The sequence below is a fragment of the Kitasatospora humi genome (genome assembly GCF_020907985.1).
Lineage (GTDB): Bacteria > Actinomycetota > Actinomycetes > Streptomycetales > Streptomycetaceae > Kitasatospora > Kitasatospora humi.
In genome coordinates this window covers 1-5,441 of record NZ_JAJJPA010000108.1, presented here as the reverse complement: position 1 = coordinate 5,441, position 5,441 = coordinate 1, and the positions used below count along the sequence as shown (strand labels likewise).

At 69.1% G+C, this 5,441-nt stretch carries 7 protein-coding genes; 6 read left to right on the top strand and 1 reads right to left on the bottom strand.

Annotated elements, in window-relative coordinates:
* Positions 1-142: 142 nt before the first annotated feature.
* The 6 genes from LN042_RS36370 (at position 143) to LN042_RS36345 (ending at position 4,518) form a co-directional block, all read left to right on the top strand.
* Positions 143-1,372, top strand: coding sequence for a helix-turn-helix domain-containing protein (locus LN042_RS36370; RefSeq protein WP_230055749.1), 1,230 nt, complete (start codon positions 143-145; stop codon positions 1,370-1,372).
* Positions 1,373-1,426: 54 nt separating this feature from the next.
* On the top strand, positions 1,427-1,678 hold the full coding sequence (locus tag LN042_RS36365) for a hypothetical protein (RefSeq protein ID WP_230055748.1): 252 nt from the start codon (positions 1,427-1,429) through the stop codon (positions 1,676-1,678).
* A complete protein-coding gene (locus LN042_RS36360) occupies positions 1,678-2,160 on the top strand; it encodes an ATP-binding protein (RefSeq protein ID WP_230055747.1) in 483 nt (160 codons plus the stop codon). Before LN042_RS36365 ends, LN042_RS36360 begins: the two co-directional genes overlap by 1 nt.
* A gap of 184 nt (positions 2,161-2,344) precedes the next feature.
* Positions 2,345-2,512 (top strand): hypothetical protein, encoded by a 168-nt coding sequence (locus LN042_RS36355; RefSeq protein WP_230055746.1) that lies wholly within the window; start codon positions 2,345-2,347, stop codon positions 2,510-2,512.
* A gap of 81 nt (positions 2,513-2,593) precedes the next feature.
* A complete protein-coding gene (locus tag LN042_RS36350; protein ID WP_230055745.1) occupies positions 2,594-3,787 on the top strand; it encodes a JmjC domain-containing protein in 1,194 nt (397 codons plus the stop codon).
* Positions 3,721-4,518 (top strand): aldo/keto reductase, encoded by a 798-nt coding sequence (locus tag LN042_RS36345; RefSeq protein ID WP_230055744.1) that lies wholly within the window; start codon positions 3,721-3,723, stop codon positions 4,516-4,518. Before LN042_RS36350 ends, LN042_RS36345 begins: the two co-directional genes overlap by 67 nt.
* Here LN042_RS36345 and LN042_RS36340 read toward each other — a convergent pair.
* Positions 4,506-5,333, bottom strand: a complete 828-nt coding sequence (locus tag LN042_RS36340; RefSeq protein ID WP_230055743.1) for a hypothetical protein — start codon at positions 5,331-5,333, stop codon at positions 4,506-4,508. The genes LN042_RS36345 and LN042_RS36340 overlap by 13 nt on opposite strands.
* Positions 5,334-5,441 lie beyond the last annotated feature (108 nt).

The window sequence follows — 5,441 nt, the reverse complement described above, 5'->3', positions numbered from 1 at the left end:
CAACGTTCTCGGAGGCCGAAGGGAGCTACGAGGACGGAGGCGGGGCGCCGGGTGAGCTGCGCCGCCCCGGCATTCTCGGCCAGCTCTGCCGGGTACTGTCCCTCTGTAGGCCGAAGCGGTCCGACCGGCGGGAGGGACGACGGTGTTGGAGGAGCGGGAGTCGATCGGGAAGCGTGTTCGTCGGCAGCGACTCCGACTCGGTATGCCACAGGCAGACCTTGCGGCGGCGCTCGGGCGGTCGCAGGGGTGGGTCTCGAAGGTCGAGAAGGGGCACATCGAACTCGACCGCGCCAGCCTCATCAACGAGGTTGCGGCCGCGCTGCACTGCCATCCGAACGACCTGATCGAGCGCCCGTTCGTCGCGGGCAAAGCTTCCGAGAACCAGTGGCAGGTGGCCGCTGCGTCGATCTTGCGCGAGCTGCGCCGCTACGACCTGACGCCGGTCTTCGACGGCCGCCCTCGGGCCTCCCGGCAACTCTGGCAAGAGACGGAACGGCTGCACCGCCTGCGGGACGCTGCGGCCAACGTCGCCATCCTGCGCGTCCTCCCCGACCTGCTCAGGGAGGCACGGGCTCTGGCCGAGATCTCCAAGGGCCACGAACGCGAGGAAGCGTTCGGCATCTACGCCGTGTGCTGCAAGTTCGCCCACACGGCCGCCCACACGCTCGGCCACCCGGAACTGATCGCCATGGCGTGCGAGCGCTCTGCCTGGGCTGCGGAGCGCTCCGGCGACGTGGTCCTACCTGCGGTGGCCAACTGGATGCGCGTCTGGGACATGTGGGCCACGGCCGACTGGGCGGACTCGCTGGCCTTGTCGGACAAGGCGCTCCGGTCAATCGAGGGTGAGTACTACGCGGGTGAACCGCTGGCCGTCCGGGCATGGGGAACGCTGCAACTTCGCGCAGCGGTCTCGGCGGCTCGCGCCGGCCAGGCTGAGGAAACCGAAGGCCGTATCCGCCTGGCCCAGGTGGCCGCAGAGCGCATGGACGACAACGGAACTCCGGTCTTCGATCGCCACTCGCTGACCTTCTCCGCCGGAAACGTCCAAATCCACTCCATCTCAGTCCAGTTGGAGATGGGGGACCACGCCAAGGCCCTCGTGCTCCACGAACGGGCCGACCCTGAGCAGGTCGCCATACTGCCCAACTCCCGGCGCGGTCACCACCACATGGACCTGGCACGGGCGTGGCTCTGGGACGGCAATAGGGACAAGGCCCTGACGGAGCTGGAGAAGGCCGAGCACATCGCACCCCAGCTCGTCCGGAACCATCCAATCGCCCGCGCCACCTTGCGCAAGATCGTCTACGCCGAGCGAGCCGCCACCCGGGAGAAGCTCCGCCGCATGTCCGACCGCTTCCACCTGGACGGATAAGCAGTATTCCGCTGATTCATATTCAGCTGTAGTTGTCCGCCTACCTTCTGTTGCATGAGCGGACGACGCATCAGTCCCCGAGACGCGAACGAACCCGCAACACCCTGGACTCCTCGCCTCGGCGACCTCGCATACGACACGGCCACCCTGACCGTCGGCGTGATCGTGGACGTTCCCGGCGAAGGCGTCTACTCCTACCACCTGCGCCCGCCCGAAGGCGGAGAGGAGTGGACCGCGCACCGGGACGCTTCCTCCCTGCGCCCTGCCAACAGCACGCCCTTCGACTCGCAGGGCGGTAACTGCTGATGAGCGATGCAGCTTCATTCCCTGTTCCGCAAGAGTGGGACGTCGAGCCGGATGCGGCGGCTGTGCCCTCGGCGCGGCGCCTGGTGGTCGAGATCGCGCGGTTCTGGCGGGTGCCGCTGTCGGACGACGCGTTGCGCGATGTGGAGTTGTGCACCAGCGAGATCGTGGCGAACGCCATGGAGCACACGAAGGCTCGGTGTCGGGTGACGGTGCGCTGGACCGGGGAGCGCCTGCGGGTGGAGGTCAGCGATTCGAGCCTGAGGCTTCCCGATCGGGACACGGCCCAGGACATGATCACCGGTGGCCGTGGCCTTCTCCTGGTCGAAGGGCTCTCGCACTCGTGGGGCTGGTACCCGGCCGAGGCGGGCAAGGTCGTCTGGTTCGAGTGCGCGGCTGACCAACTGGTGACGGGACACGCGCGGCTCGCGGTACTCGTCCACGCCTCACAGGCACACACGGCCTCGCTGGCTCAGAGCGTCTAACCACCCATCAGTCTCCACCTGGCCGTGCTGAGCCCGGCCGGGTGGATCGGCGGCGCCGGCCGAGTCACCCCCTGCGGTCGGCGCCGTCCACCGCTCCAGTCCCAAGTGCCCCAGGCACATGGGTGGTTCACCTCAGATCTTCCGCCCGGACCCGGGCGGAAGCCCGAGAAGGAAGGAGCACCACATGGAGGACATCAGGAAGCCGCTGCCGGAGAGGAGCGGGTTGCTGGTCGCGGTCGAGGAGTTGGCCGCTGTCCAGGACCGCTACGACAGCCTCCGCTCCGACAACGCCGGATCCTCCGGCGACGCGCCGTGGCCCGGTGGTGACGGCAACCTGACCGACGTCGAGTAGGACCCGGTCACTCCCGGGGCGGGGGCCCGTGCACCCGGCGGGCTCCCGCCCCTCATCGAACACACTCCTACGGAGGTAGCAGTGGAACACCGCCTGGTCACCGCCATCGAGACCGCCTTGGGCTGGAACAGCTCCGAGCCGATCGGCACCGGCTTCGCGCTCGGCCGGATCGAGGACGACGCGCTCCTGTCGCGCATCCTCACCCCGAACAAGCTGCTCGACATCGCCATGCGACGCAGCCTCAACCGGCCGCAGTTCCGGGCCTTCCAGAAGGGTGAGGAAGTCCACCCGGCGGTGTACTTCACCGATACCGTCAGCCCGCGGGGCCAGTCCGTCCCGATGACCAACATGCACCGCCTCGGCGACCTGCTCCGCGACGGCGCGACGCTCATCATGGACCAGGTCAACGTCTTCGACCCGACCATGGAAGCAACCTGCCGCGCCCTGCAGTGGTGGGCGCACGAGCGCGTGCAGGTGAACGCCTACCTCACCACGAACGACGCCGCCGGGTTCCCGCTCCACTGGGACGACCACGACGTGATCATCGTCCAGCTCTCGGGTGAGAAGGACTGGGACGTCCGCGCCACCTCCCGGACTGCACCCATGTACCGGGACGCCGACCCCAACAACACCCCCAGCGACACCGTGATCTTCAACGGCACGCTCCAGGCCGGCGACGTCATGCACATCCCGCGCGGCCACTGGCACCAGGCCACCCGCACCGGCAGCGGAGCCGGTCACAGCCTCCACGTCACCTTCGGCATCACCAAGCGCACCGGGGCCTCGTGGATGGCATGGCTGAGCGACTGGTGCCGCGAACAGGAGATCTTCCGTCACGACCTCGACCGCGTCGCCTCCGGCAGTAGCGCGCTGGTGGAAGCCGCCACCCGCCTCGTCGGCCAGCGCGGCCCCGAGGACTTCCTGCCTGCCTACGAGCAGCGGACCACTCCCGGGCGCCACGTGCCCTTCCTCGGGATCTTCGGCCCGCTCGATGCCGTGGTGTGCACCGCGCATTTCCCGCCCAGGATCAAGGAGAACGGGAACACCGTGGAGGTCACGGCGGCCGGGAAGCAGCTCACCTTCGCTGCCAAGGCCCTGCCCGCCCTTCGCCTGCTGCTCAGCGGCCGGCCGGTCCCGCTCGCGCGGGCCGCCGCGACTGCTGGCGACGAGATCCACGAGGTTGCCGAGATCCTGATCAAGGAGGAGCTGTGCGCCCCGCTGACCGACGAACTGTCCTCGGGCTACACCGGTCTCGTCACCGACGCGACCTCCTGACTGGCGCCCTGGACCTCGGCGTCACCGCACTCGACACCGCCTCGAACTACCTCGGCCACCACTCCCACCGCACCCTCGCGGCGGTCGCTGGCGACCTGCTCCCCAAGTTCTCGATCTCCACCAAGGTCGGCTACGTCGAGGACGGGCACAGCCTTGACCCGGCGCGGCTCCGGAGCGCTGTTGAGAGAGCGGCGAAGAACCTCGGCCGTGAGCCGGACACGGTGCTCCTCCACAACCCCGAGCAGTCCACGCCGGACGCCGAGACGTTGAGGAAGGCATGCGCCGTCCTGGCTGATGCGGCAGCGGGCGGCCTGTGCGGAGCGTGGGGGGTCTCCACCTGGGATCCGCGACCGCTGGTCGGCCTCGACTTACCCCGGCCGGATGTCCTCATGGTCCGCTGCGGTCTCCTGGTCAGCAGCAGCGTCCTCGATGCCGGTGAGGCTCTGGTGACGGGGTGGCGGCCAGCCGCTGTGTGGGGCATGAGCCCATTCGGCGGCAGCCCGATCGCACCTGTGTGGGAGAAGGTCGACGCGAGGGTGTTCCTGCGGGCGGCAGATGCCACGCCGGTACAGGCAGCGCTCCGTGTCGCCTTCGCTCTCCCGAAGGTTGCGGCGGTGGCTGTCGGCACCGACGACACCGGGCACCTGCGGGAGCTGGTCGGCGCCACCGCCTACGAGATCAACGCTGACGTGGTCCGTGAGTACCGGCACCTCCTGCGTCAGGCTGCTTGAAGGTCCCTCACCATCTGCTCCGCCACTGCGCAGGCACCTTCACGGCGCGGGTCCTCGGGATGCGCGTACGGCCCGAGGATCTTCGCCGCGACGAACAGCGTCATCAGCTTGCCGTCCCGGCTCGCGAAATCGCCGCTCCGCTCCGCGCGGACGCGGTCGGCCAGTGCCGGGACCGCAAGCGAGGCCGCCCACAGCGTGGCCGCGTCCAGGCCTCGGGGAGCCATCCCCCAGTCCTCCCAGTCGAAGACGCAGAACTCCGGCGCCGTCACGTTCGCCCAGTTCAGATCCGCGTGCGCCGGACGCCACTCGCCCACCGTGGTGTTGACAGCTGGGAAGACCTGACGAATCGTCTGGGTCACGAGATCCTGAGTGATCGTCTCGGTGTCCGGCGTGGCGATCCGGTTCGTGTGCTGGCCCGCGAGCGCGTCGAGAGACACGTTCAGCCCCGCCCACCAATCTGGCGACAGCTCGGGCGCCTCCGCCACAACCGCGGACCCCACGGGGGCGGACGGCAACCACTCGGTCTCATCGGCCCGCCACATCACCGGCTCAGCCTCGTCCCGCCACGCGACGCCAGCCAACCACGCGGGCTTCGCGATGCCGCGCAACGCCTCGGCGGACGGGGTGCCATCGCCACCCTGGATGCCGATCCGGTCCAGTCCCCGCCGCTCGATCCGAACCCACGTGCCACGCTCGGTGCCTGCCCCCACAGACCGGCGCTTGCGGACCACCGTCGCCCGGTCGAGCCGCGCCACCAACGCCGCTTCAACACGCTCCAGCACCTCGTCAACCGATACCCGGCGCAGATCCGTCATGGGACAACGGTACCGATACTCAGCAGAGTTGAGGGTCGCTTGAGGTGTTGCACATCCCCCGGTCCCGCTCTGCGGCCGGGGTCGTCGGCATGTCGGGGACCATTCCGG